Consider the following 22,823-nt stretch of genomic DNA (forward strand, 5'->3'; position numbering starts at 1 on the left):
TCGGGGTTCATTGCAAGTTGATCCTTGTGGTGAAACGTGGCCGCGAGAGCGGACACGGGAGCGCTTTGCGCCCAAACGGGGGGATTGTCAACAGCCTCGGCTAAGGGCTGTCTGCTCAGTCGCCGTCGGCAAAGGAGAAGCCGGCGCCAAGGCCGATGGCACCGCCGAAATCCTTGTTCAGCCGGTCGAGAAGATCGGCGGTGTTGAGCGTGAGAAAATCGAGCTTGGCCCGGCTCTTGTCATCGGCGATCGCCTCGCCGATCGGACCGTCGATGGTCTGCGAGATGCCGATGACCGACTTGAAGACGAAGTCTGCCGACCCGGCGACCGAGCGGCTGTCGTTCGGAAGCAGGCTTTCCATGTCGGCCACCTTGAACAGGGTATGCAGGCCGCGGAAGTTGGCGGCGATCGAGGGCATGGTGTTTTCCGACCGCCAGTAGATCGCCGACTTCGGATGTCCCTTGTCCTGCTTGCCGTCGACGGTTCCGGCATAGAACGGCTTCAGCCGCTGGTCCTTCACCATCTCGACGCCGTGCACGAAAATGCCGAGCAGCTCGGTTGCCGCCTCCTTGCTGTCGCGAAATTGAGGATTTCCAGGGCCCGGCTTTTTCCAGGCGGCCTGGATGCCCTCAGGCTTTTGCCACTCCGCCAGGAACTCGTTGGCGATGGCGTCGAGGTTCTGCGAGATCGCCACGCCGTAGCGGCAACGGAAATCGCCGTCCTTGCTCGCCAGCACATCGGAGCCATTGCCGTAGAGCACGTATTCCAGTGCGCCCAGTCCTTGCGCCGCGACGCTCTTGCCCTTGAGCGATGCGACGTCGGTCGCCGTCTCGTCGCCCTTGGCAAGAATGGCCTGCACCTGTTTCAGGCCCGTGCTCTTGCGGTCGGGGTAGAACAGGAAGCGCTCGAAGCGGTTCTGCTCGAGCGCCGGCCCCAAACGGATGATTTCGACCGTCGACCAGGCCTGTACCAGGTCGGAAAATGCTTCTTGCGCTTTCTCCTGCGATGCCGCCGACGGGACCTCGCAAAGGGCGGCCGACGCCTTCGTCAGCAGCGCGGTCTTGTCCGACAGGTTGCGGTAGCCGGGGATAATGAAATCGTCGACCGCCCTAGCCATCACGGCTGGCACGGCAGCCTCGTTGACGACACGGGGCGACAGCGCGCTTCCCTCCTGCGCCATGGCCGGCAGGGACAGAGCGGCCAGGCAAAGGCCGAGGGCAAGCGAAGGCATATGAGACATCAAAGAGACTCCAGGAATGCGAGGAGGTCACGGCGGTCACGTGTGGAAAGCGCGGCAAAGGCGTCTCGCGCTTTTTCGCCCTCTCCACCATGCCACAGAATGGCTTCGGTAAAATTGCGGGCCCGCCCGTCGTGCAGCAGGAACGTATGGCCGCTCACCGCCTTCGTCAGTCCGATGCCCCAGAGCGGCGGCGTGCGCCATTCGCGGCCATTGGCGATACCTACGGTCTGGCCATCGGCAAGGCCGTCTCCCATGTCATGGAGCAGGAAGTCGGAATAGGGCCAGATCAGCTGGAACGCCTGTGCCTTGTGGGCAGCGTCGCGACGCGTCACGTATTTCGGGGTGTGGCAGGAAGCGCAGCCGCTCTGGTAGAAGATCTCCTTGCCGCGCAGGGTTTTTGGAAAGCTCGCCTTGCGCCGCGCCGGAACGGCCAGATTGGCCGAGTAGAAGGTGACCAGTCCCAGCACCGGGTCCGGAGCCTCGACCGCGCCGAGACGCGCCTGGACGCCGGTCGGCAGGCCGAGGCAGGCCGTTTGCCCTTCGGTGCAGTCGCCAAAACTGCGGTCGAGATCCGGGGTCGAAAGGCCGATATCGGCGGCGAAGGCATCCGCCGTCTGCTGGCGCACCGTCGGGGTCTGTGCCTTCCAGCCAAAGCGACCAAGCGCAATTTCTCCGGTCGCGCGATCGCGAACCAGCGAGGCGCGCCCGCTGATGCCGTCGCCGTCGGCGTCATCAGGGTCTGCACGGGAAAGGATATCCGCCTCATGGATCGCCTCGATCAGTCCCAATCCGATCATCTGCGGCGCCACCCGCGGCGAAAGCGTCGTTGTCGGATCAAGGGCGCCGTAGGCGAGATCGCGCACCGCATAGGTCGGCTTGCGCAGGAAGACCAGTTCGCCGTCCGCCAGCGTGACCGGCAGCTCGGAGTAGGTCATCTTCATCTGACCTTCGGCGGCAAGCCCCGGCACCGCCCTGTCCTGCAACTGCGCGCCGTAAATCGGGTCGGGGAAATTGGCCATGTCGTAGGTCGCCAGCATCTGCCGTTCGCCGTCGTTGCGCGGCGCCCGGGCGAGCCGGTAGAGCATCGAGGTGCCGTCGCTGGCGCCTTCGGGCGGGCCGCCACGCCCATCGCGCGGATGGCAGCTGAGGCAGGACCTTGCATTGTAGAGCGGCCCCAGGCCATCGGACGCCTGGGTTGACGAGGGCGAGGACACCCAGAGCTTTTCGAACAGCGCATCGCCCAGCTTGAATCCCTCTTCATCCTCGAAAGCCAAGTTTGCGGAAAACTGAGTGAAGCTGTCCTGATCGTTCGGGGCGATCGACGTTCCGGCTCCCGCCGACATCGCCTCGTATCGTTCTGCCTTGGAGAAATCCGTGACCGGCACAGTGATCGCCTCGACGCGGCGAAGGTCGGCCTCGGAGAGATCGTCGCGCTTGTGCTTGAGCGCGGAGGTATCGTCTGACGCCTGAACTGCCGCCGCAACAAGAAACAGCGCCAGGAGCGACTGCAGAAGGGAGCGGGCAATGCATGCGTTCATCGATTGAGGATCGGGCCGCGTCCGTAACGGCGCGGCCCGCCTTTTCAGCTTATTGGAAAACAGCGTTAGGATTATCCAAGCTGTCGGAACCTTCAAGCTCAATCGTGCCGAGGTCGAGCGACGCGATGACGCGCTGCACGGTCTTGGCCTGGGCGATCAGGCCGTCGATCGCGGCCTGGACGGTGGCGTTGCCCTCGGCATTGCCTTCGCCGATCATCTGGTCGTAGGCCTCGACGGTTTCGGCGCGCTTGGCCATCGCCTGCATCTTCTCGACCGTGGTGGCGAGATCCTTGGTCATTTCCTTGTCGAGTGCCGCGTCCTTGGTGGCAACGAGTTCGGAAAGCGAGGCGCCGGTCAGCTTGGTGCCGTCGACGCGGGTATATTCGCCGGTATAGGCCGACTGGATGCCGATCGCGTCGTGCAGGTGCGAGTTGTGGGTGTTGTCGGAGAAGCAGTCGTGCTCTTCTTCCGGGTCATGCAGCAGGATGCCGAGCTTCATGCGCTCGCCTGCAAGCTCGCCATAGGAGAGCGATCCCATGCCGGTCAGGATGGCGGTCAGGCCAGCCTTCGGATCGGCTTCGACGGCCTTGGTCGCCGCGCCATCCGGCGTCCAGTTGGCAACCATTTCCTTCAGGTCCGAAACGAGCAGTTCGGATGCAGCCTTCAAATAGGCGCCACGCCGATCGCAATTGCCGCCGGTGCAGGCCTTGGTGTCGTAATCCGTGTAGGGGCGGTTGCCGGCGCCAGCCTTGGTGCCGTTCAGGTCCTGGCCCCAGAGCAGGAATTCGATGGCGTGATAGCCCGTGGCGACGTTCGCCTCGATGCCGCCTGCTTCCTGTAGGGTACCCGCCAGCAGTTCCGGCGTGATGTTGGTGGCGTCGACATCCTTGCCGTCGATCTTGATCGTCTTGTTGGCGATCACGTTGGCGGTGAAGAGACCGTTCTCGTCGCTCTCGCTGCCGTAGCTCGGATCGACATAGTCGATCAGGCCTTCGTCCAGCGGCCAGGCGTTGACCTTGCCTTCCCACTCGTCAACGATGGCGTTGCCGAAGCGGTAGACTTCCGTTTCCTGGTAGGGGTGGCGGGCCTTGAGCCAGGCTTCGCGCGCCGCCTTCAGCGTTGCTTCGCTGGGGGTCGCGATCAGCGCGTCGATTGCCTTGTCGAGCGCCTCAGCGGTGATCAGCGCATCTTCGAACTTGGCGTGCGCGACGACGGTGTAGTGCTTTACAACGGCGGCCGCATCGGTGGCGGCCTGCGCCGGCTGCAGGGCCAGCGTCGACGTTGCCGTCATGAGCGCCAGCGCCGCGGCGCGGATGAAATTCTTGGTCATGACCCTCTCCTGTTCTTCTCCCGGCGTGACCGGAACGGACACCGCGGGACGGCGTCATTGCTCGGCAATGGGTCGTGGAAAATCCCCCGCCGACCCGCCGGAGCTTGATTGTCATGAACCAAAAGTAAACTGGTGTCAAAGTGTATAGTTTAGAACGTTTTCAATCTGATGCCGGCGGTTTGGCGCAGTGTCGAAGCCGCCGGCGAGGCGCTCAGGCCTTGCGCTGCATCAGGCAGAAGAAGAAGCCGTCGGTGCCGGTGGAAGCCGGCGTCAGCGTCACCGTCTTCATGTCGGCGGACCATGGCTGCGGCTTGTCGGTACCGAATAGCCCGGCCCAGATGTCGGCGGCCGACAGGATCTCGAATTCCGGATTGTCTTCGCAGAAGCCGTAGACTTGCGCCTCGTTCTCCTCGGGAAGCACCGAGCAGGTGACGTAGATCAGGTGTCCGCCCGGCCGCACGAACTGCGCAGCACTTGCCAGCGCTTCTTCCTGCTGGGAGATCCGCTCTTCGAGGTTCTTCTGGTTGAGCCGCCACTTGGTGTCGGGGCGGCGACGCCACGTTCCGGTGCCGGTGCAAGGCGCATCGACGAGAACCCGATCGAAACGGCCGGCAAGCGGCGCCAGGCTGTCGGCGGAATCGTGTACCTGGACATTGCGCGTTCCAGCGCGCTTCAGCCGTTCGATGATCGGCGCCAGGCGCTTGCGGTCGGTGTCGTAGGCGTGCACCTGGCCCTTGTTGTTCATCGCAGCCGACATGGCGAGCGTCTTGCCGCCGCCGCCGGCGCAATAGTCGAGCACCTGTTCGCCTTCCTGCGGGAAGGCGAGATCGGCGACGATCTGCGATCCCTCGTCCTGGACTTCGAACCAGCCTTTCTGGAAGGAAAGCTCGGCGGTGACGTTCGGCAGGCGCGAGGCGCCTTCGCCGGCGGGAATACGAATACCGTTGCGGGCGATCGTTGCGGCTTCAGCGCCGCTGCGCTCCAGCGCCTTCAGCACCTTGTCCCGGGTCGACTTGAGCGTGTTGGCGCGCAGATCGAGCGTCGGACGCCCGGCGAGCGCCTTGGCTTCGTCGAGCCAATCCTCGGAGAAGTTTTCCTCGAAGGATGCCTGCACCCATTCGGGAATGTCGCCCTGGATGTGGGGCGCGGCATCATCGAGGCGGCGCGTCGCGAAGGCCTGCGCCATGTCGGCGGACGGCATCTCGGGTGCGAATTTGTCGCCATCGAGTTCGGCCGCCAGCGCTTCGGGGGAAAAGCCCCACTGGCGGTACATCACGGCGTGGCCGAGAGCGGCGGCGCTGTCGCTGTCCATCAGGTAGGCGTGGGAGAGCTTCATGCGAAGCGCGTCATAGACGATGTTGCCGATCGCCGATCGATCGCCGGAGCCGGCGAAGCGATGGGAAAGGCCCCAGTCCTTGAGTGCGTCGGCGACCGGGCGCTTCCGCTTTTCGATGTCCTCAAGAACCTCAATGGCTCCAGCGAGCCTGCCGCCCAATCGCATCTTCGATCAACTCCTTTTTCGCCGTGGTAGCGGCGATGGCATCGAAGAGCAAGACGCTGGCCGGGATTAAACGCGGGGAAGTGGCGAGGAACAGTACTTCTCAAAGCAGAACCGCCCGGATCGGATGCCGGACGGAAGTATTTTACGATCAGGAATTGACGACGCGATAACAGATGCTGGCGTGGCCGGAGCTGATCATGCCGATCTGCGAGGCGGCTGCTTTGGAAAGATCGATCACACGGCCACGGATGAACGGGCCACGATCGTTGATGCGAACGATTACACTCTTGCCGTTGCGCTTGTTGGTGACCTGCACCTTGGTGCCGAATTTCAGACTGCGATGGGCGGCGGTGAGGCGGGCGGCGTTCATACGTTCGCCGGAAGCCGTCTTGGAGGTCAGCGCATACCAGGAAGCACCGCCGCAGCCGGCGCCTGCTGCCTGGCTGTCGGAAACGGAACCGAGGCCGATCCCGGCGGTGAACAGCGCTGCCGCAGCAACAGTCTTGATTTTCGCTGGCGTCAAACTGGCGACCCTCGGTTAGAGCTCTTGGGCTGGAGCTCTTGGTTAATTCTGTCGAAGATCGCTAATTGGGGCGAAAAATGGCGAAAACGTGCTTCAACCATTTACGTTTTATTAGGATCTATTAAAAAAGGACGAAAATTAAAAAAACGAAGATTGTTTGAAATAGTTTAAATAGAACCCGGAAGTTCTTTGGAATCAGCGGTTGAACGCGCTAAATGCGGCGCGCACGCGAGCCGAGATATCGGCTTAACGAAAAAAATCATTAAAAATTTCGAATTGAACGAATCGTCCGGAATCCGGATGGTCAAAAATGCGTCACTACCGCTGTGGTTGCATTCAATTCGCCGAGTATAGAATGAATATCTCACGAAGGTCACAATTAAGCGCCTCCGTGAGATCACCATTACTAACGATCAGGCTATCGACAATGTTCCATTGCGAACGGAATATTTTGACTGGTTCGCGCAGCAATTGTTCATTGGCCGCGCCAGCTGTCCGTCTGCCACATTTGCGCAAGCGAGACGCGATAATCGGGATAGGCGAGTTCGAAGCCGGTTTCCCGCAGGCGTGCATTCGAAACGCGCTTGTTTTCGCCATAGAAGGATCGGGCCATCGGCGAAAGCTCGGCGGTTTCGAACGGCATCTCGGGCGGCGGCTCGACGCCCATCAGCCGCGCGGCCTCGGCAACGATATCCTGCGGTGGTGCCGGCTCGTTGTCGGTGATGTTGAAGATCCCACCCTGAAGTCTTTCGGAGAGGTAGGATGTGGCAGCGCCGATATCTTCCACACGAATGCGATTGAACACCTGGCCGGGCTTGATCAGCCGGCGGGCCGTGCCGTTGGCGAGATTGCAGAAGGCGTTGCGTCCGGGGCCGTAAATGCCGGAAAGCCGTAGCACAGCGACGGGAACAGCGTGTTTGGCGCCGAAGGCAAGCCAGGCGTCTTCCGCCTCGACTCGCTCCACCGAGCGCGCCGAGACCGGTTTGGACAACATGTCTTCCGTCACCCACTGACCGCCATGGTCGCCATAGACGCCGACGGTGGAGAGATAGCCGATCCAGCGAAGGGCAGGGGCAAGCGTGGCGAGGTCGGTGCTGCCGGGTCGGAACATCGGGTCGCCGTCGCGGCCGGGAGCGATCGACTGGATCAGATGGGTCGCCTGCCGCAAGGCGTCTGCCAGTTCGTCGGAAACCGTATCGCCGTCGAAGACGATCGGGCGGATGCCCGCTTTTGCGAGTTTGGCAGCCTTTTCCGCACTGCGGGTCGTACCAGTGACGCTATCGGCCTTGTCGGCCAGTGCGCGCGCGATCGCCATGCCGGAATAACCGGCGCCAAGAATCAGGACATGCATCGGCTTACTCCCGCCATTTGCCATTCGGACAACACTTCTTCGTCGCTCTCCGCACCGCATTGCCTCTCATGGGCCGCAAGCGCATCGGGCGAGATCAATAGTGACAAAGCCCACACCGCCATCGCCCTCACCATCGGGGAGGTATCGCTGGTCAACGTCTTGCAGGCTGCGACCAGGCTGTCATCGCCGGAATTGCCCGCTGCGATCAAGACATTTCTGACGAAGCGGTCACGCCCGATGCGTTTGACCGGCGAGCCCGAGAAGAAGGTCCTAAATGTCGGGTCGTCGAGGGTCAGGAGAAAGGCGAGCGACGGCGCCTTCAGGTCATCGCGCGCCTTCAGTTTCATCTCCGACGCCTGCTGCGCGAACTTGTTCCAGGGGCAGGCGGCAAGACAGTCGTCGCAGCCATAGATGCGATTGCCGATCAGCGGACGCAGCGTCGGGTCGATCGGCCCCTTGTGCTCGATTGTCAGGTAGGAAATGCAGCGCCGCGCGTCGATGCGGTAGGGGGCGGGGAAGGCAGCGGTGGGACAGGCGTTGACACAGGCACGACAGGAGCCGCAATGGTCGCGCTCGGCGGCGTCGAAGGCAAGTTCCGCCGTGGTGAACAGGCTGCCGAGAAACAGCCAGGAGCCGAACTCGCGGCTGACGAGATTGGTGTGTTTGCCTTGCCAGCCGATGCCTGCCTTTTCGGCGAGCGGCTTTTCCATCACCGGTGCCGTGTCGACGAACACCTTCACGTCTTCGCCGGCACGTGCCGCAAAGCGGGTCGCGACCTCTTTCAGGCGGCCCTTGATGATATCGTGATAGTCGCGGTTCTGGGCATAGACGGAGATCGCACCGCGATCCGGCTGGTCGAGGATGCCGCGCGGGTCTTCCTCCGGGCCGTAGTTCATTCCGAACATGACGACCGAGCGCACGTTGCTCCAGAGGGTTCGCGGATCGGAGCGGCGCTCCGCCGTTTCGGCCAGCCATTCCATCGTGCCGTGGAAGCCCTCGTCGAGGAATTCCACGAGCCGCGCCGGCGCCTCCGGTATGGCATCGGGCCGGGTGATGCGACAGACGTCGAAGCCCTTGTCGGCCGCCTCGGCCTTCAGGAATTCCGTCAGCTTCTGCCGCCGTCGCTCCTGGTTTTCAGCCTTGGCAGCACTGCCGGGCACGGCACTATCCTCAGAAATCGAGATCCGCATAATGCGGAACCGGTGTGATACCGCGCACGCGCTCGGAGAGCAGCGGGCGGAAGGAGGGGCGGGACTTCAGCCGCTGATACCATTCCTTGGCGGTCGGCGCGTCCGACCAGTCGATCTCGCCGAGATAGTCGAGCACCGAAACCGTCGCGGCCGCCGCAAGGTCGGCATAGGAGATCCGGTCGCCTGCAAGCCAGGGCCGCGACCCGGCAAGCCACGACAGGTACTTCATGTGCTGGCGGATATTGGCGCGCGAGGTGCGCAGCACCTTGCTGTCAGGTGCGCCGCCGCCCTGGTCCGGCGTCATCTGCAGTTTGAAGATGCGCTCGCGCACCAAGGGGCGCGTCACGTCGGCTTCCATCTTGTGAAGGAACCATTCGGCCAGCCGGCGGATTTCGGCGCGCTGGAACGGATCTTCCGCCAGAAGCCGCCGATCCCGCTTCATGATGCCGTTCGTCTCGTCGAGATATTCCGAGATGATCGTGGCGCCACAAAGCGCCCTCATACTGTCGTCAACATAGACCGGTAACGTGCCCGCCGGATTCAGCGTCAGAAAGTCTCGCCGGTTTTCCCAGGGCTGTTCCTCGGTCAATTCCGTCTGGTAGCCGTATTCCGAAAGGATCAGGCGCACGAACCGCGAAGCGGAGGACATGGGGTGATGGTACAGTGTCGGCATCGATGATCTGGCTTCTTATGGTCTTTTTTCAGGGAACGTCAGCGTGGCGGCGCATGCGTCTGGCCACGGCTCATCAGAAAAAGCTATAGGAACTTGTGGTGGCAAACACAAGCGAATCAGCCTTTTCCTCCCACTCCAAAACTTGTCAGGAAAATCTTATATATGGCGGATCAATCGATCATCAGCGCGCTCGTCCTCGGTCTCATCGAGGGATTGACGGAGTTCATCCCCGTGTCTTCGACGGCGCATGTGCTCCTCGCCGGGCACTTCCTCGGCTTCAGATCGCCGGGCAACACCTTTGCCGTTCTGATACAGCTCGGCGCCATCCTGGCGATCCTGCTCGTCTATTTCCAAAGACTTCTGTCGATCGCACTGGCGCTGCCGACGAGCGTCAAGGCCCGCCGCTTCGTCGTGTCGGTGCTGCTCGCCTTCCTGCCGGCCGCCATCATCGGCGCAATCGCCCATGACTTCATCAAGACCGTGCTGTTCGAAACGCCGATCCTGATCTGTGTCGTGCTGATCATTGGCGGCTTCATCCTGCTTGCGATCGATCGGATGCCGCTGACGCCGCGCTACACCGACATCATGGACTATCCGCCGTCGCTGGCGCTGAAGATCGGCCTGTTCCAGTGCCTGGCGATGATTCCCGGCACCTCGCGCTCCGGTGCGACGATTGCCGGCGCTCTGCTGATGGGAACGGACAAGCGGTCGGCGGCGGAGTTCTCGTTCTTCCTGGCCATGCCGACGATGCTCGGCGCCTTCACGCTCGACCTCTACAAGAACCGTGATGCGCTGTCGTTCGACGATTTCACACTGATTGCCGTCGGCTTCATCGCGGCGTTCGTCGCCGGCATCTTCGTCGTCCGCTCGCTCTTGGACTTCGTCTCGCGCCGCGGCTTCACGCCATTTGCGATCTGGCGCATCGTCGTCGGCACCGCCGGCCTTATCGGCCTCTGGATGCTCGGCTGAGAACAGCTACTGCATAATTCTCTAAATCGGATCCGATTTAAGGGCGAAATTATGCAGCAAATATAAAGAGATACAGCGTCCTTTGCGCGTCATATTTGACGCGCGGCGCTGTAAAAATAAAACCGCGTGCGTTTCAGATGAAACGCACGCGGTCCCTGGCCCCCGCCAAAAACTTGTAGCTAATCGCCCGATGGGCGCCGGCTTACTTGCCGGAAAGGTCGATCGACGCCGTCGTGCACGGGTCGACGCCATAGGCCGGCGTGCAGCCCTTGCGGCTGCTCGCGACCGTGTTCGGCGCGACGAAGGAGCCAGCCAGAATGATCAGTGCCGCAGACGCAAAAAAGATTGCGATCGACTTGCCCATGGACGCCATGCCTTTCGAGAGTGATGCTGCCGCCGCCGAGACTTACCTGTGATCGGGGCGCGGGGCGGTTTTTATGCGTTGGATATGTCTTGATCAATATCAGGACATGTTGAATCTGCGGTAAATGCCATTCGCTTTTGTCACTGCGGCAGAACTGCAACGCTGTTGCCTTGATGACACAATAAAACAGCCGCCGGCAGGGCCGGCGGCGATCGAAAGAGGCTTTCTGGGCTGCTGCCTCAGGCGGCGCGGCCGCTGCGTGTATACTGGCCCTGCGGGCGATAGCGCACGAGATAGGTCGACAGGATCGATTCCAGCATCGTCGGCGTGATGCCGATGCCGCCAAGCGTCCGGCCTTCGGATTCGGCCTTGGCCGAGACGATATTGTCGGATTTCAGCAACACCACCTGGTCGGGCGTTATCGGCGGCGTGATGAAGGGGGTCATCGACGCGACGCGGCCCATCAGCGAGGCGATGCCGAAGGGCACCGATACCAGCGAGCGCTTGCGATCGATGGTCTGGAGCATGATCTCGAGACATTCGCGGAAGGTGAGGACGTCAGGTCCGCCGAGTTCGTAAATCGTGCCAGCCGACAGCTTGCCGTCGACCGAGCGGGCAACGACCTCGGCGACATCGGTGACATAGACCGGCTGGAACTTGGTGTTCCCGCCGCCGATCAGTGGCAGCGCCGGTGCGAACCGGGCCATTTGGGCGAACTTGTTGAAGAAGCCGTCCTCCGGTCCGAAGACGATCGACGGGCGCAGGATGATCGCGTCCGGCAGCGTTTCCAGGATCGCGGCTTCGGCACGCCCCTTGGTGCGGGCGTAGCTCGATTCCGACTTGGCGTCCGCGCCGATCGCCGAGATATGCGTTAGCTTGGCGCCGACATTGCGCGCGGCTTCCGCAACCGCTCGGGCGCCGAAATCCTGCACGGCGTCGAAGGTGTTGCGGCCGCTCTCGAACAGGACGCCGACGCAGTTGATGACATGGTCGGAGCCTTCGACGGCGCGGTCGACCGACTTGCGATAGCGCAGGTTGGCCTGGACGAACGAGATCTGGCCGACATTGCCGAGCGGCTGCAGGTGGCCTGCAAGATCCGGCCGGCGAACGGCAACGCGGATGCGGTAGCCGCGCTTGGCGAGTGCACGTACGACATGACGGCCGACGAACCCGGATCCGCCGAAAATCGTCACCAGCGGCGGAAGGTTGGACAAGGTCATGGGAAGTGCACTCCTGATCTCATTTGGAAGAATTGTTTGCTACATAGCCCAACAGCCGCGAGAGGTGAAGGCCAATCCTCGCGGCGGGCGGCGTTGCCGTGGTTGGCAACACTCGTCGGTCAGATGCCCTCGACGACCACCATCTCGGCGTCTGCCACCTGTTGGCGGATCGCCGCGGCAATCTGGTACTCGGGGGAATTATAGCAGTCGACAGCGGCCTGAAGCGATGGAAATTCGATGACGACGTTGCGGGCGCGAACCCCACCTTCCAGCCGCTCGAATTCACCGCCGCGCGCCAGGAAATTGGCGCCGTATTTCTCGAAGGCCGGCTTTGCGGCCGCCACATAGTCCTTGTAGCGTTCGGGGTCTCGCACATCGACCCGTGCGATCCAATATCCTTTTGCCATGCTGAACTCCTCGTCTTCAGGCATCGAAAGCAGACGGGAGTGTTACTTCCGGCAAATTCCGGGCAAGGTCAAGCGGAACGGTTGCAGAGGGCGGCGATGTACGAGAGGGATCGCCGACCTGTTGCACGCGGGTGTCACGATCAGCGCGAAAGCGCGCCGTTCATCTCGTCGAGGATGCCGCGCGCGGCGACAAGCGGATCTGCGGCTGCGACGATTGGGCGCGCGACGACGAGGTGGCTCGATCCGGCCTTCAGCGCGTCGGCGGGTGTCATGACGCGCTTCTGGTCGCCCTTCTCGGCTCCGGCCGGGCGGATGCCTGGGGTCACCAGAGCCATGTCGGGGCCGATGATCTTGCGCACCGCGGAGGATTCCTCGGCCGAGCAGACGATGCCGCCCATGCCGGCGGCACGGGCCTGTTCGGCCCGGCGCAGCACCAGCGTGTGCGGGTCGTATTCGTAGCCCGCATCGATCACGTCCTGCTCGTCCATCGAGGTGAGCACGGTAACGCCGAGCAGGCAGAGATCCGATCCCCTGGCTGCCTCGACCGCCGCCTTCATCGCCTTGGGGTAGGCGTGCAGCGTCAGCATCGACATGCCCATCTTGACGATGTTCTCGACGCCCTTGGCCACCGTGTTGTCGATGTCGAGCAGCTTCATGTCGAGGAAGACCTTCTTGCGGCTTGCGGCCAGATCGCGGGCGAACTCGAGCCCTCCGGCAAACACCAGTTGGTAGCCGATCTTGTAGAAGGTCACGTCGTCACCAAGCGTGGTAACGATCTTTTCAGCCTCTGCGATTGTCGGAAGATCCAGGCCGACGATCAGTCGGTCGCGTGCGGTCTCGGTCATGTCGCGGTCACCCCCTGCCAGAATTCCATCGGGGTCCAGTCGCATGTGAGGGCGCGATCCGCAAGACGGAACGCGAAGAGATTGCCGCCGCCGCCGCCCTTCTGGTCGGCGCTTCGGCTGATGGCGGTGCCGCCCAGCTTGCACTTCAAGAGGGTACCGACGCCGCCATGGCCGACGAAAGCGATCGGGATTTTGGCGTCGTGTTCGTCAAGGATACGAAAGACGGCAGCCGAGATGCGGGCCTGCGCGTCGACGGCGCGCTCCCAGCCGTTGAAGCTTTCGTTCGGATTGGCGAAGAACCAGTCCGCCGCCCTCTCGAATTCCGGGGGCGGCAGGAAGCCGGTGGCCGAGCGGTCGTTCTCGCCCATCGTGTCGTCGGTCTCGATCGCGACGCCGGCCGCTCCGGCCAGAAGGTTCGCGGTCTCGATCGCCTTGGTCTCGTCGCTCGAAACGATCCGCCCGAGCGTTCGGACCCACGGCTGCCGCGCCGTCGCTTCCGCTCGCGCATATCCGATCTCCGACAGTCCCCATTTCGGCACGGGAACTGCCGGATCGATCTGCACTTGCGGGTGCGTGATATACAGACCGAACAATGGTGTGCCCTGTCAGTGCGCTTTGCGGTAGACCCAGAGCTGCGCCGGGGGAATGTTGCGCACGACGAAATCGAGATGCTGGATGCTGTAGCGGTCGGGCATGGCAACCACAGGCGACAGCGGACCATAGGAGATCTGCACGACGGGACGGCCGACCGGGATGCGCGACAAAAGATCCACGATCAGCTCGACGCGACGATGCATCGGGAAATTGAGCAGCGGCACGGCAGACACGACGCTGTCGAAGGTCCGGTCCGTCATCGCGCCAAGCGTCTGCTTGAGATCGAACGCGTCGCCGTTGATGAAGTTGACGCCGGCAAAGTTTGCCTTGAGCTGCTGGTAGAAGTCGGTGGAGTACTCGACGGACACCAGATCTTCCGCTGCTAGACCGCGCTCCAGGATCGCCTTGGTGATGACGCCGGTTCCGGGGCCGAGTTCAAGAACCGGCAATCCGGAATGGGGATTGATGACGCTCGCCATGCGGCGGGCGGTGACGGAAGACGTCGGAAGGATTGCCCCGACCGCCTTCGCATTGCTCATCCACCCCTTGAAGAAACGGATCTCCTCGTCGAATTTCCGGCCAAGCCGTTCCTTCACCTTCACGCGCAAATTCATTGAACCCCTCAAAACCGTCGTCCTCTCATACGGATCGTCCGGTTCCGCTGATTCGAGCGGGGAGCGGACATTGCAGACATAATGTGATCCCATCTGCGGCAAAAACAAGTCTGTCTACGCCTGAAAGCGTCGTCTTATCAACAGCACGCGAATATCAGCGCCAACAAAAAACCCGCCACGCGCGGCGTGACGGGTCTTAATTTTTCACCGCGGCACGGGCGGCTAAACCCGCATCGGCATCAGCACGTAAAGCGCGTCCTCGGCCGCCAGATCGCGCACCAGCGTCGGCGAGCCCGGGTCGGCCAGCATGAAGATGGCGTCGGTTCCCGTCAGCTGCGAGGTGATGTCGAGCAGGTATTTTGCATTGAAACCGATTTCGAGCGGGTCGTGCTCGTAGCCGACCGGCAGCTCTTCCGTCGCGCTGCCCGAATCCGGGTTGTTGACCGTCAGCGTCATCTGGCCGTCGGCCAGCGCCAGCTTCACGGCGCGTCCGCGTTCGGAGGAAATCGTCGAAACGCGGTCGACGGCCTGGGCGAAGGACTGGCAATCGACGCGCAGTTCCTTGTCGTTGTTGGCCGGTATAACGCGCTGGTAATCCGGGAAGGTGCCGTCGATCAGCTTTGAGGTCATCACGATCGAGCCGATCGTCAGGCGAATTTTGGCGTCCGATACTTCGAGCGTCACGATGATATCGGGGCTGTCGAGTAGCTTCTGCAGTTCGCTGACGGTCTTGCGCGGAATGATGATGCCCGGCATGCCCTCGGAGCCGGACGGCGCTTCGACGTCGGCGCGCGCAAGGCGGTGGCCGTCGGTTGCCACGGCGCGCAGCTTCAGGTCGCCCTTGCTCTCGACCGTGTGCACGAAAATGCCGTTGAGATAGTAGCGGGTCTCCTCGGTCGAGATCGCGAACTGCGTCCGGTCGATCAGCATCTTCAGGTCGGTCGCCTTGAGGCGGAAGGTGTGGGAGAAGCTGCCGGCCGTCAGGTCGGGGAAATCGGATTGCGGCAGGCACTGCAGTGAGAATTTCGAGCGGCCGGAGGCGACCGTCATCGCTGTGCCTTCGGCGTTGGTCGCCAGCAGCACTTCCGAGCCATCGGGCAGCTTGCGCACGATGTCATAAAGCAGGTGCGCCGGAACCGTGGTGGCGCCGGCCTGTTCCACCTGCGCCGGCGTCGCCTCGGTGATCTCGAGATCGAGGTCGGTCGCCTTCATCTCGAGGCTCGCGCCGTCGGAGCGCAAAAGAACGTTCGAGAGGATCGGGATCGTGTTTCGCCGTTCGACCACGCGGTGAACGTGGTTCAGCGACTTCAGGAGATTGGACCGCTCGAGAGTAATGCGCATGGGATGCTACCGCTTTCAACCGTTGCTGGGCGGGCGAGGCTCCCGCCGCAGCGTCAACTGCGAGTGTCCCGGCCGACCGACCGGAAGGATGTGGACCGGCAAAATGGCAGAAACAGCGCCTGAAAAGCAAGGGGTTTGACTGGCGCTGTCCCCAGATGACGCACCAGCCGGCCGCTTGGCGCCCTTGCTCTGCCATGTCGGCTCACTCATAAAGACTAAAACCGGTCAGCCGGCATCGCCATCAGGAAGCTGCAGTTGGAAAAACATAAGACGTCGGACGCCTCGGATGGGCAGAAGCAGCGCAGCTATCGGCTGCACAATGCCAGCATTCCCGCGCGTCCGCTCGATGTCGCGCTCTATCTGGTGGCGACGCCGATCGGCAATCTTGGCGACATCACCCTGCGGGCGCTTGAAACGCTTGCCGGCGCCGACGTGCTCGCCTGCGAGGACACCCGCGTCACCCGCGTGCTGCTCGACCGTTACGGCATCGTCAACCGGCCCTACGCCTACCACGAGCATAATGCCGACGAGGTCGGCCCGCGGCTGCTGGCGGCTCTTGGCGAGGGCAGATCGGTGGCGCTAGTCTCCGATGCCGGCACGCCGCTTGTCTCCGATCCCGGCTATCGCCTGGCGCAGCTGGCGATCGATGCAGGCTATCGCGTCGTGCCGATCCCAGGCGCCTCAGCCCCGCTTGCCGCCCTTGTCGGTTCGGGCCTGCCCAACGACGCCTTTCTCTTCGCCGGTTTCCTGCCGACCAAGGACAAGGCCAAGCGCGATCGGCTGCAGGAGTTGGCGACGGTGCCGTCGACGCTCATGTTCTTCGAATCGCCGCACCGGATTGCCGCCACGGTGGCGGCTGCCGCCGCCGTGCTCGGCGAAAACAGAAAGGCGGCCGTGTGCCGCGAACTGACCAAGACCTTCGAGGAATTCCGCCGTGGCACGCTCGGCGAACTCAAGGCGTTTTACGACGATGCCGGCGCGGTCAAGGGCGAGATCGTGTTCGTGATCGGCCCGCCGGACGCGCCGCCGGAACCGGAGGCCGCCGACGTTGATGCGCTGTTGACGCGGCTCATCGCCGATATGTCGACCGGCAAGGCGGCGACCGAGGCAGCAAAGCAGACGGGCCTTCCGCGCAAGGAGCTTTACGACCGGCTGCTGGAACTCAAGGGCCGCCATGGCGACTGAAGGGCCCGATCGACGCAGGCTTGGGGCTCAGAGGCGCGGTCGGTTCGCCGAGTATCGCGCGGCCCTCTGCCTGATCGTCAAAGGGTACCGCATCGTCGCCATGCGTCATCGCACCAAACTGGGCGAAATCGACATCATTGCGCGGCGGGGTGATCTCATCGCCTGCGTCGAGGTCAAGGCCCGGCGCTCGGCCGACGACGGGGTCTTCGCCGTCACCGGAACGGCGCAGCACCGCATTCGCGCGGCCAGCGATCTCTGGCTCGCACGCCAACCCGATTTCGCCAGGCTTTCCGTCCGTTACGATATCATCACGGTGACACCCTGGCGCTGGCCGCGACACCTGCCCGATGCGTTCTGAACCGGCGCGGGATGAGGGAAAATGATTGCGGTGTTCCGCCCGCATCCCGTCTTGGAACAGATTCGCGAATTTGTAATCGTCCCGACATAAAAGCGTTACCGGCCTGTCATTGAAGGCCACTAGTCCACTGCCATCCGCAACTCGGTGGAGAGGACCAGTCATGTTCAAGAAAATTTCACTCGCAGCTTTCACCCTTGCTTTTTCGGCAACCTCGTCGCTAGCCGCAACCAATATTACCTGGTGGCACGGCATGGCCGGCCGCAACGGCGAGGTCATCAACGAGATCTCGCAGAAGTTCAACGAAGCCCAGAGCGCCTGCGCGCTGACCCCGGTTTCGAAGGGCACCTATGAGGAAGCGCTCGCTTCCGGCATCGCCGCATTCCGCTCTGGCGAACAGCCGAACATTCTGCAGGTCTTCGACGCCGGTGCAGCGACCATCATCAACGCCAAGGGCGCCGTCGTTCCCGCCGAAGATCTGATCATCAAGGCCGGCCACAACTTCGACCGCAATGCCTTCATCGACGGCGTGCGCTACTTCTACGCCGATAGCGAAGGCAAGTTCGTCGGCATGCCGTTCAACTCGTCGGCCCCGATCATGTACGTGAACGACGAAGCCCTGAAAAAGGCCGGCGTCGAAGCACCGAAGACCTGGGAGGAGTTCGAGGCTGCAGCACCGAAGCTGAAAGCCGCCGGCTACATCCCGCTCGTCCAGTCGCAGCTCACCTGGCAGTTCACCGAGAACTTCTTCTCGCGCAACAACATCCAGTTCGCCACCAACAACAACGGCTACGACAGCGTCGCCGACACCAAGCTCAAGGTCACCGATCCGAACCTGGTCATGATGTTCGACAAGCTCAAGGCCTGGAAGGACGAAGGTTACTTCGCCTTTTACGGCGCCGGCTGGAACGACAACCAGAAGGTCTTCGAAGAAGGCAAGGCTGCATTCTGGATCGGTTCGTCCGGTTCGTTCGGCGGCCTGCAGAAGACGGCGCAGATGCCGTTCTCGGCGACGTTCCTGCCCTACTGGAACGCAATCGAGGGTGCCGGCACTAACTCCTTCATCGGCGGCGCGGCACTGTTTGCCATGTCGGGCAAGTCGGACGAGGAAAATAAGTGCGTCGCCGACTTCTTCCAGTTCCTGACCTCGCCTGAAATCCAATACTTCTACCACAAGGCAACCGGCTACGTGGCCATCACCAAGGCAGCCTACGAGCTTGCCCAGAAGGACGGCTACTACAAGGAAAAGCCGGTCGCGGAAGTCGGCATCAAGCAGCTGATGCTGCCGGCCGGCGACTGGTCGAAGGGCTACCGCCTCGGCTTCTACCCGCAGATCCGCGAGATCATGGAACGCGAATACGGCCGCATCTTCTCCGGTGAAACCACGGTCAAGGACGCCTTCGACACGATCGAGAAGGACGGCAACGAGCTGCTCGCCCGCTTCGCCAAGACGGCTGGCTGATCTCGATGACCTCTGGAACGGAAAGCCTCCCCGCACCGCGGGGAGGGACGGGAACGGACGGGCGTCGCTTCGGCGCCCTCCGGCTGTTCGGCGGCAAACCGAAGGACGGCGACGCGACTGCCAAGCGCGTGCAGTTCTCCTCGCCTTACCTGCCCTACCTCTTTCTCGCGCCGCAGCTGGCGATCATCTTCGTGTTCTTCTACTGGCCGTCGATCCAGGCGATCCAGTCGTCCTTTTATCTGGAAGACCCGTTCGGCTTCGGCTCGACCTTCGTCGGCATGGCGAACTACACCGACGTGCTGAAGTCGGGCGAATATCTGGGCATCTCGCGCTTCACGGCGATCTTCACCACGCTCGTCACCTTCTTCGCGCTGTCGATCGGCCTGTTGCTCGCCGTCAAGGCGGATGGGGTCATCCGCGGCAACGCCACCTACAAGACGCTGCTCATCTGGGTCTATGCGATCGCGCCCCCGGTTGCCGGCCTCATCGGCATGATGTTCTTCGACCAGCATATCGGCCCGATCGTCGAGCTTGCCCGCTGGTTCGGCTGGGATATCAAGGTCGGTCTCAACTATTTCGATACGGCTTTTTCGATGATCGTCGTCTCGGTCTGGAAGCAGATCCCTTACAACTTCATCTTTTTCCTCTCCGGCCTGCAGGGTATTCCGGTCGCGGTGCGCGAGGCGGCGGCCATGGATTGCCGCTCGGGCTTCCGCCGCTTCTGGACCGTGATCCTGCCGCTGCTCGCGCCGACCGCCTTCTTCCTTCTGATCATCAATGTCACCTACGCACTGTTCGACACCTTCGGCGTCATCGACGTCATGGTGAAAGACAAGGCGGCGAACAATCCGATCACCCTTGTCTACAAGGTCTACATGGACGGTTTCCGCGGCAACGACCTTGGCGGCTCCTCGGCGCAGTCGGTCATCCTGATGCTCATCGTCTTCGTGCTCACCATCTTCCAGTTCCGCTTCATCGAGCGGCGCGTGCACTACAATTGAGGCGGGGCCGATGTATCGCACCAAGTTTTTCGACCACGTCATCCTCCTCACCGGCGTCTTCATCATGGTGGCACCGGTCGTGGTCGCCTTCATGACGTCGACGCACGAGGCGGCGGATATCCACCGCAACGGCCTCAGCCTCAGCTGGGGCGGCCATTTCGTCGAGACCTACGAGACGGTGCTCACCCGCAAGGGGGGCTTCACCGGCAAGATCACCGGCCTCAACATGATGATGAACTCGATGATCCTCGGCCTCGGCTTCGCGCTCGGCAAGATCGTCTTGTCGATGCTGGCCGCCTATGCGATCGTCTATTTCCGCTTCCGGCTCGCGACCTTCTTCTTCTGGATCATCTTCACGACGCTGCTCCTGCCGCTCGAAGTGCGCATTCTTCCCTCCTACGAGGTGATGAACACGCTGAAGCTGACCAACACCTATACCGGCCTGATCGTGCCGCTGCTCGCGTCGGCGACGGGTACCTTCTATTTCCGTCAGTTCTTCAAGTCGGTGCCGGACGAATTGCTCGAGGCAGCGCGCATCGATGGCGCCGGCCCGTTCAAGTTCTTCATCGACGTGCTGGTGCCGCTGTCGCGCACCATGATGGCGGCGATCTTCATCATCATGTTCGTCTATGGTTGGAACCAGTATCTCTGGCCGACATTGATGACCACGGACGAAGGTTTCTTCACGCTGGTGCGCGGCATCAAGCAGATCCTGCTCGTCTGGGTCGGCTCGAACATCCCCGATTACAACGAGGCCTTTGCTCTGGCGATCCTTGCCATGCTGCCGCCGGTCCTGATCGTGGTGATCTTCCAGCGCTGGTTCATCAAGGGCCTGACGGAAAGCGACAAGTAGACAAAGGAGAGGCGAAGCCGTCTTTGCCGCTTCCTCAAACCGCAATTTACCAACGGAGGCAGCCATGGCGGCCATCACCATCGCCGAGGTCTCGAAGATCTATACCGGCAACGTCGAGGCGGTAAAGTCCGTCTCGATCGATATCGAGGACGGCGAGTTCATCGTGCTTGTCGGCCCGTCCGGCTGCGGCAAGTCCACGCTTCTGCGCATGGTCGCAGGCCTTGAAGGCATCTCGAAAGGCACGGTCAAGATTGGCCCACGCGTCATCAACGAGGTCGATCCGGCTGAGCGCGACATCGCCATGGTTTTCCAGAACTATGCGCTCTATCCGCATATGACGGTCTACCAGAACCTCGCCTACGGTCTGAAGAACCGCAAGACGCCGAAAGCCGAGATCGACGCCCGTGTAGCGGAAGCCGCGCGCATGCTGGAGATCGAGCCCTATCTCGACCGCAAGCCGCGTGCGCTTTCCGGTGGCCAGCGTCAGCGTGTGGCCATGGGCCGCGCCATCGTGCGCAAGCCGGCAGCCTTCCTTTTCGACGAGCCGTTGTCCAACCTCGACGCCAAGCTGCGCGTTTCCATGCGTGGCGAGATCAAGCGGCTGCAGAAGCGCCTCGGCACCACATCGCTTTATGTCACGCACGACCAGCTCGAGGCGATGACGCTGGCCGATCGGCTTGTGGTGTTCAACGGTGGCCGGATCGAGCAGATCGGCCGCCCGCTCGATGTCTACCATCGCCCGGCCTCGACCTTCGTCGCGAGCTTCATCGGCTCGCCCGCCATGAACCTGATCAAGGGCCGCATCGAAGGCTCGCGCCTTTCTGTCGGCACCTACAGGATCGAGCTTGGCGACAGTGCGCCGGTCGAAGGGCCGGTCACCGTCGGCCTGCGCGCCGAGGACCTGCGGCTTGCCGCCGTCGGCGAGGATGCGATGCTGTTTCAGGTCGACTATGTCGAGGAACTCGGCGCGCAACGCCTCGTCCACGGCACCATCGAGGATCAGGCGCTGACCGTGGCGCTTTCTCCCGAAATTCCCTTGTCCGGCGATCTTGCTGTCACGATTGCAACGGGCCGCCTGCATTTCTTCTCGCCCGAGAACGGCAAGCGACTGGAGCGCGGAACGTCTTTCGCCAATACTGCCGAAAGCGCTCGTCCCGTCAGCCTGGAGCCGGCATTGTGATCGAAAAGACTGTCATCAGCCTCACCGTGCCCTCGCAGGAAACCCGCGCCGGTTTCACGGCGATTGAACGTTCGATCGCAGCCCATGATGCCGTGATGGCAGCACTTCCCGAGATGAACAGCATCGAGATCGGCGGCGCGCCGTCGTCGGGCGAGCCGCTTGCCTTTCCGTTTACCATCGCCGCCTGGAACCTGGAGCGCTGCCTGTTTGCGCCGGAAAGTGCCGCGCATCTGGCGGCAACCGACGCGCCGGTCGTGCTGCTCTCGGAAATGGACAACGGCATGGCCCGCACCGGCCAGCGCCACCCGACCGCGGAGGTCGCAGCCACGCTCCAGATGCAATATGCCTACGGCGTCGAGTTCATCGAGCTCGGCCTCGGTTCCGATACTGAACTGGAATTCTGCAAGGACGACTTCAACGAAAAGGGTTTTCACGGCAATGCGTTGATGGCTGCGGTGCCGCTCGGCCGGCCGTTCATGCTCCGCCTCTGGGGCAAACGGCTGTGGTTCATGGATGGCGGCGATCAGCCGCGCGTCGGCGAACGCTTTGCCATCGGCGCGGTGATCGAGACGCAAGCCGGGCCCTTCGTTGCCGTTTCCACCCATCTCGAAAGCGCCACCACGGCGCCCTATCGCGAGCGCCAGGTGAAGGAACTGATCGAGGCGCTCGATGAAGCCTTCCTGGCCTTGCCTGTGCTGATCGGCGGCGACCTCAACACCGGCAACCACGCTGGCGGTGATTTCGAGGCCGAAGGGCTGTTCACCACGAGCGCTGCGCGCGGCTTCACCCGCCATGGCGGGCCGATCGAGCTGATGACGACCCGCCCCAGCCTGATCACGCGCTGGCCGGAGCGGGCGATGAAACTCGACTGGTTTCTGTCACGGGGCTTGAAGATCGGCGAAAGCGGGATCATTCCTTCGCTCGACGCGGACGGCCGTCCGCTTTCGGATCATGATCTCATCACCTGCGTCATCGAGGGCTTTGAATAGCCTTGCCGCTGAAGCGCTCGATGCTTGGCGCTCGAGCCTTGCCTAAGGCGAGTCCGCATTCTACATGTTGCGGGCATTTCTAGAGCGGGATGAGGAAA

At 62.4% G+C, this 22,823-nt stretch carries 23 protein-coding genes; 8 read left to right on the forward strand and 15 right to left on the reverse strand.

Annotation, left to right across the window (positions count from 1 at the left end; all coding sequences use genetic code 11):
* Positions 1 to 115: 115 nt before the first annotated feature.
* The 8 genes from J3R84_RS19310 to J3R84_RS19345 form a co-directional block, all read right to left on the reverse strand.
* On the reverse strand, positions 116 to 1,240 hold the full coding sequence (locus J3R84_RS19310) for an imelysin family protein (RefSeq protein WP_025425599.1): 1,125 nt from the start codon (positions 1,238 to 1,240) through the stop codon (positions 116 to 118).
* Positions 1,240 to 2,778: a di-heme oxidoreductase family protein gene (locus J3R84_RS19315; RefSeq protein WP_057212524.1), complete on the reverse strand. Its 1,539-nt coding sequence runs from the start codon at positions 2,776 to 2,778 to the stop codon at positions 1,240 to 1,242. Before J3R84_RS19315 ends, J3R84_RS19310 begins: the two co-directional genes overlap by 1 nt.
* 49 nt (positions 2,779 to 2,827) lie before the next feature.
* Positions 2,828 to 4,108 carry an imelysin family protein gene (locus J3R84_RS19320; RefSeq protein WP_025425601.1) on the reverse strand — a complete coding sequence of 427 codons (1,281 nt, stop codon included), beginning with the start codon at positions 4,106 to 4,108 and terminating at the stop codon, positions 2,828 to 2,830.
* Between the two features lie 211 nt (positions 4,109 to 4,319).
* Positions 4,320 to 5,609 (reverse strand): RsmB/NOP family class I SAM-dependent RNA methyltransferase, encoded by a 1,290-nt coding sequence (locus J3R84_RS19325; RefSeq protein ID WP_025425602.1) that lies wholly within the window; start codon positions 5,607 to 5,609, stop codon positions 4,320 to 4,322.
* Positions 5,610 to 5,757: 148 nt separating this feature from the next.
* Positions 5,758 to 6,132, reverse strand: a complete 375-nt coding sequence (locus tag J3R84_RS19330; RefSeq protein ID WP_025425603.1) for a septal ring lytic transglycosylase RlpA family protein — start codon at positions 6,130 to 6,132, stop codon at positions 5,758 to 5,760.
* 475 nt (positions 6,133 to 6,607) lie between these two features.
* A complete protein-coding gene (locus tag J3R84_RS19335) occupies positions 6,608 to 7,483 on the reverse strand; it encodes an SDR family oxidoreductase (RefSeq protein ID WP_025425604.1) in 876 nt (291 codons plus the stop codon).
* Positions 7,471 to 8,643, reverse strand: coding sequence for a tRNA epoxyqueuosine(34) reductase QueG (gene queG, locus J3R84_RS19340; protein WP_025425605.1), 1,173 nt, complete (start codon positions 8,641 to 8,643; stop codon positions 7,471 to 7,473). Before queG ends, J3R84_RS19335 begins: the two co-directional genes overlap by 13 nt.
* 10 nt (positions 8,644 to 8,653) lie before the next feature.
* Entirely contained in the window at positions 8,654 to 9,346 is a 693-nt protein-coding gene (locus J3R84_RS19345; protein ID WP_025425606.1) for a glutathione S-transferase family protein, read from the reverse strand.
* Between the two features lie 162 nt (positions 9,347 to 9,508).
* Between J3R84_RS19345 and J3R84_RS19350 the strand changes: the two genes are divergently transcribed.
* Positions 9,509 to 10,315 (forward strand): undecaprenyl-diphosphate phosphatase, encoded by an 807-nt coding sequence (locus J3R84_RS19350; protein ID WP_203527331.1) that lies wholly within the window; start codon positions 9,509 to 9,511, stop codon positions 10,313 to 10,315.
* A gap of 202 nt (positions 10,316 to 10,517) precedes the next feature.
* Here J3R84_RS19350 and J3R84_RS19355 read toward each other — a convergent pair whose 3' ends face one another.
* The 7 genes from J3R84_RS19355 to dnaN form a co-directional block, all read right to left on the reverse strand.
* A complete protein-coding gene (locus tag J3R84_RS19355; RefSeq protein ID WP_025425608.1) occupies positions 10,518 to 10,679 on the reverse strand; it encodes a hypothetical protein in 162 nt (53 codons plus the stop codon).
* 239 nt (positions 10,680 to 10,918) lie between these two features.
* Positions 10,919 to 11,899, reverse strand: a complete 981-nt coding sequence (locus J3R84_RS19360) for a complex I NDUFA9 subunit family protein (protein ID WP_203527332.1) — start codon at positions 11,897 to 11,899, stop codon at positions 10,919 to 10,921.
* A 119-nt stretch (positions 11,900 to 12,018) separates the two neighbouring features.
* Positions 12,019 to 12,306, reverse strand: coding sequence for a DUF1330 domain-containing protein (locus tag J3R84_RS19365; RefSeq protein WP_025425610.1), 288 nt, complete (start codon positions 12,304 to 12,306; stop codon positions 12,019 to 12,021).
* Between the two features lie 140 nt (positions 12,307 to 12,446).
* Positions 12,447 to 13,151 (reverse strand): orotidine-5'-phosphate decarboxylase, encoded by a 705-nt coding sequence (gene pyrF, locus J3R84_RS19370; protein ID WP_025425611.1) that lies wholly within the window; start codon positions 13,149 to 13,151, stop codon positions 12,447 to 12,449.
* A complete protein-coding gene (locus J3R84_RS19375) occupies positions 13,148 to 13,744 on the reverse strand; it encodes a histidine phosphatase family protein (RefSeq protein WP_025425612.1) in 597 nt (198 codons plus the stop codon). The genes pyrF and J3R84_RS19375 overlap by 4 nt, the downstream gene beginning before the upstream one ends.
* A 12-nt stretch (positions 13,745 to 13,756) precedes the next feature.
* A complete protein-coding gene (gene pmtA / locus J3R84_RS19380; protein ID WP_025425613.1) occupies positions 13,757 to 14,359 on the reverse strand; it encodes a phospholipid N-methyltransferase PmtA in 603 nt (200 codons plus the stop codon).
* Positions 14,360 to 14,581: 222 nt separating this feature from the next.
* Positions 14,582 to 15,700: a DNA polymerase III subunit beta gene (gene dnaN / locus J3R84_RS19385; RefSeq protein WP_025425614.1), complete on the reverse strand. Its 1,119-nt coding sequence runs from the start codon at positions 15,698 to 15,700 to the stop codon at positions 14,582 to 14,584.
* A 255-nt stretch (positions 15,701 to 15,955) separates the two neighbouring features.
* On the opposite strand from dnaN, the gene rsmI reads away from it, so the two are divergent.
* From rsmI to J3R84_RS19420, 7 genes are all read left to right on the forward strand, one after another.
* The gene (rsmI, locus tag J3R84_RS19390; RefSeq protein ID WP_025425615.1) at positions 15,956 to 16,885 is read left to right on the forward strand and encodes a 16S rRNA (cytidine(1402)-2'-O)-methyltransferase; all 930 of its coding nucleotides are present in this window, start codon (positions 15,956 to 15,958) and stop codon (positions 16,883 to 16,885) included.
* Positions 16,875 to 17,243: a YraN family protein gene (locus J3R84_RS19395; RefSeq protein ID WP_025425616.1), complete on the forward strand. Its 369-nt coding sequence runs from the start codon at positions 16,875 to 16,877 to the stop codon at positions 17,241 to 17,243. Before rsmI ends, J3R84_RS19395 begins: the two co-directional genes overlap by 11 nt.
* A 160-nt stretch (positions 17,244 to 17,403) precedes the next feature.
* A complete protein-coding gene (locus J3R84_RS19400; protein WP_025425617.1) occupies positions 17,404 to 18,702 on the forward strand; it encodes an extracellular solute-binding protein in 1,299 nt (432 codons plus the stop codon).
* Between the two features lie 5 nt (positions 18,703 to 18,707).
* Positions 18,708 to 19,703, forward strand: a complete 996-nt coding sequence (locus tag J3R84_RS19405) for an ABC transporter permease subunit (protein ID WP_025425618.1) — start codon at positions 18,708 to 18,710, stop codon at positions 19,701 to 19,703.
* 10 nt (positions 19,704 to 19,713) lie between these two features.
* Positions 19,714 to 20,556, forward strand: coding sequence for a sn-glycerol-3-phosphate ABC transporter permease UgpE (gene ugpE, locus J3R84_RS19410; RefSeq protein WP_025425619.1), 843 nt, complete (start codon positions 19,714 to 19,716; stop codon positions 20,554 to 20,556).
* Positions 20,557 to 20,620: 64 nt separating this feature from the next.
* The gene (locus J3R84_RS19415; RefSeq protein WP_025425620.1) at positions 20,621 to 21,736 is read left to right on the forward strand and encodes a sn-glycerol-3-phosphate import ATP-binding protein UgpC; all 1,116 of its coding nucleotides are present in this window, start codon (positions 20,621 to 20,623) and stop codon (positions 21,734 to 21,736) included.
* Positions 21,733 to 22,725 (forward strand): exonuclease/endonuclease/phosphatase family protein, encoded by a 993-nt coding sequence (locus tag J3R84_RS19420; protein WP_025425621.1) that lies wholly within the window; start codon positions 21,733 to 21,735, stop codon positions 22,723 to 22,725. Before J3R84_RS19415 ends, J3R84_RS19420 begins: the two co-directional genes overlap by 4 nt.
* The last annotated feature ends 98 nt before the right edge of the window (positions 22,726 to 22,823 follow it).

This window comes from Ensifer canadensis, from assembly GCF_017488845.2.
In the GTDB taxonomy this organism is placed as follows: domain Bacteria; phylum Pseudomonadota; class Alphaproteobacteria; order Rhizobiales; family Rhizobiaceae; genus Ensifer; species Ensifer canadensis.

Bases quoted from the DNA above. Each gene is read 5' to 3' on its own strand.
- J3R84_RS19325 (WP_025425602.1), bottom strand. From the start codon at position 5,609: ATGCGATTGGGCGGCAGGCTCGCTGGAGCCATTGAGGTTCTTGAGGAC.
- J3R84_RS19310 (WP_025425599.1), bottom strand. From the start codon at position 1,240: ATGTCTCATATGCCTTCGCTTGCCCTCGGCCTTTGCCTGGCCGCTCTG.
- J3R84_RS19405 (WP_025425618.1), top strand. From the start codon at position 18,708: ATGACCTCTGGAACGGAAAGCCTCCCCGCACCGCGGGGAGGGACGGGA.
- J3R84_RS19360 (WP_203527332.1), bottom strand. From the start codon at position 11,899: ATGACCTTGTCCAACCTTCCGCCGCTGGTGACGATTTTCGGCGGATCC.
- J3R84_RS19315 (WP_057212524.1), bottom strand. From the start codon at position 2,778: ATGAACGCATGCATTGCCCGCTCCCTTCTGCAGTCGCTCCTGGCGCTG.
- pyrF (WP_025425611.1), bottom strand. From the start codon at position 13,151: ATGACCGAGACCGCACGCGACCGACTGATCGTCGGCCTGGATCTTCCG.
- J3R84_RS19400 (WP_025425617.1), top strand. From the start codon at position 17,404: ATGTTCAAGAAAATTTCACTCGCAGCTTTCACCCTTGCTTTTTCGGCA.
- J3R84_RS19345 (WP_025425606.1), bottom strand. From the start codon at position 9,346: ATGCCGACACTGTACCATCACCCCATGTCCTCCGCTTCGCGGTTCGTG.
- pmtA (WP_025425613.1), bottom strand. From the start codon at position 14,359: ATGAATTTGCGCGTGAAGGTGAAGGAACGGCTTGGCCGGAAATTCGAC.
- J3R84_RS19335 (WP_025425604.1), bottom strand. From the start codon at position 7,483: ATGCATGTCCTGATTCTTGGCGCCGGTTATTCCGGCATGGCGATCGCG.
- J3R84_RS19320 (WP_025425601.1), bottom strand. From the start codon at position 4,108: ATGACCAAGAATTTCATCCGCGCCGCGGCGCTGGCGCTCATGACGGCA.
- dnaN (WP_025425614.1), bottom strand. From the start codon at position 15,700: ATGCGCATTACTCTCGAGCGGTCCAATCTCCTGAAGTCGCTGAACCAC.
- J3R84_RS19365 (WP_025425610.1), bottom strand. From the start codon at position 12,306: ATGGCAAAAGGATATTGGATCGCACGGGTCGATGTGCGAGACCCCGAA.
- J3R84_RS19350 (WP_203527331.1), top strand. From the start codon at position 9,509: ATGGCGGATCAATCGATCATCAGCGCGCTCGTCCTCGGTCTCATCGAG.
- J3R84_RS19355 (WP_025425608.1), bottom strand. From the start codon at position 10,679: ATGGGCAAGTCGATCGCAATCTTTTTTGCGTCTGCGGCACTGATCATT.
- ugpE (WP_025425619.1), top strand. From the start codon at position 19,714: ATGTATCGCACCAAGTTTTTCGACCACGTCATCCTCCTCACCGGCGTC.
- J3R84_RS19415 (WP_025425620.1), top strand. From the start codon at position 20,621: ATGGCGGCCATCACCATCGCCGAGGTCTCGAAGATCTATACCGGCAAC.
- J3R84_RS19395 (WP_025425616.1), top strand. From the start codon at position 16,875: ATGGCGACTGAAGGGCCCGATCGACGCAGGCTTGGGGCTCAGAGGCGC.